This window comes from Campylobacter sp. BCW_6464 (assembly GCF_001762775.1).
GTDB lineage: Bacteria > Campylobacterota > Campylobacteria > Campylobacterales > Campylobacteraceae > Campylobacter_D > Campylobacter_D jejuni.
In genome coordinates this window covers 1-1,923 of record NZ_MJXM01000053.1, presented here as the reverse complement: position 1 = coordinate 1,923, position 1,923 = coordinate 1, and the positions used below count along the sequence as shown (strand labels likewise).

General features: G+C 29.8%; 1 protein-coding gene and 1 pseudogene. Both read right to left on the bottom strand.

Annotation, left to right across the window (positions count from 1 at the left end):
• Positions 1-1,169: hypothetical protein (locus tag AJ885_RS07080; RefSeq protein ID WP_070280982.1), on the bottom strand; the 1,169-nt coding region annotated here is incomplete at its 3' end.
• Between the two features lie 18 nt (positions 1,170-1,187).
• Positions 1,188-1,923, bottom strand: a pseudogene (locus AJ885_RS07075) (hypothetical protein); the annotation flags it as partial.

The following is a 1,923-nucleotide window of genomic DNA, read 5'->3' as shown; positions in this document are numbered from 1 at the left end:
AGTTTGTCTAAATATCCTCTTTTATAAATCCATTCTAATCTTTCAGGTGTAAAATAATAAGGGGCATTAGGATAGCCTTGAGGTGGGGTTAGGGCTGCTAGTTTGGCGCTTAATACTAGGGTATCTTTGAATAAAGTAGCTTGTTGTTCACTCCAATCATTTGGAGTATCTACATCAAATCTTGTTACCATTCCATTTTCGTATCCATCCATAGCATCATCAAATTTATTTCTACTTTCAGGAGTAGAATCTATATCTCTTGGATCTTTTAATTTGCCTTTTTTAATATCATTATATAAAGCCCAAATGATCCTGCCTTCTTCATCATAGGCAAAATCATATTTATTTAAATCAATCGTCCAATCTGCTCCTATAATCTCATCTAAAAAAGGAAGCATACCAAATTCATCTAATAAACTCTCATAATGATGATCGTGTAAATCGTAAATCATTTTTGCTCTAAGCTTATTCCAATGTTGCCCTGTAAGAAAAGAATTAGAACACAATACTGCTAAACCTAAACTTTTAAAAGCATTTTTATCTCCAAGTTGAGCTTGTAAAAACAATGCTTGTTGTTGTCTTGCTTTAAATCCTACGGCAGCTGTGGGACTAGCTTTAATATTTCCCAAAAGTAAAGCAGACAATTCCCATTCATTAAAGAAAGAATAAGATTTTAATGTTCCACGATGAGAACTTACTTCATCGTAAATATAGGCATAATCTTCATTAACCAATCTTCCTTTTTCATCTACATTAGCATAAGCATCATAGGGTATATCTATAACCACAGATCTTAATCCACTTCTTATTGCTAAATATTTATATCTTTCTCTTTTGGTTTTTAAAGAATGATAATAAGCTTTTTCTGCTTTAGTCCAAGGAGCTATAGCTCCTTTGATAGGATCTTTTAAATATATACTTTGCCAATCTTTAAATTCAAGTAAAGTAGAACTTTGTCCTGTATAAAAGTTAGGATCTAGGTATTGGGGTTTATAGTCTTTGTAGGGGGAGTTTTTCATAATATGATAAGATTTAAAAACCGCTTTGGAATATTCTTCGGTATAGTTGCCTGTGGGCTTAATATTTTCTTTAAAGAGTATTTTATTGGTATCTTTTTCCACATCTAATGTTAACCCATTGGGTGTATAAATCTCATAAGTTTCACTCATTATCTATCCTTTCTTAATTTAACCCATGTATAAACCATCTTCTATGATTATGGTAGTAGCTAGTCTGCCTATGAAATTAGGCGGAGTTTTTGTTTCTGATGTGATATCAGTATTTGCACTTGCCTTGCTAGTGTTATTTTCTCTTTTGTCTATAGCTTTCAAGCTTTCTTTATTTTCATTTATCCCTATATACATAGCCTTAAGATTGTTTTGTCCTATGATATTGAGTTTTTCTAGTAATCTTCTGGTTTTATTTTTATCTTCTATATATCTTCCTGTTTTATCTTTACTTGTATTGTAAATTCCATTAGCAAAATCTTGTAAAATTTGTAAAGCTTCATTGTAAGCTTGAATGGCTGTTAAATTGATTTCATCATTAACTTCTTTATAATACTTTTCTAATGTAGTGTTTTTTAGGATATAAATTTCAGATTTAATGAGTTCTATACTATTTAAACTTTGATTAAAAAAAGTATAATCATCTCTTTCTTGTATAGTTTCATTTTCATCTTTTGTTATCCTTAAAGCGGATCTTTTCTCATCAATAATCAAATAAGATAAAAGTCTTTTTAAAAGAAATTCTTTATTTTCTTCAAGCTTTTGATCTATTTCATAATGAAAGGAAAAATGAGTGTCAAAAACTCCTGTGCAAAGATCTATGCCATAAAAAATTTTCTTTAAATCAAAGCTAATGAATTTCGAATTGATTGCAAAAGGATAAGTTACAAAATGATCTCTTATAACCGCTAAAGGA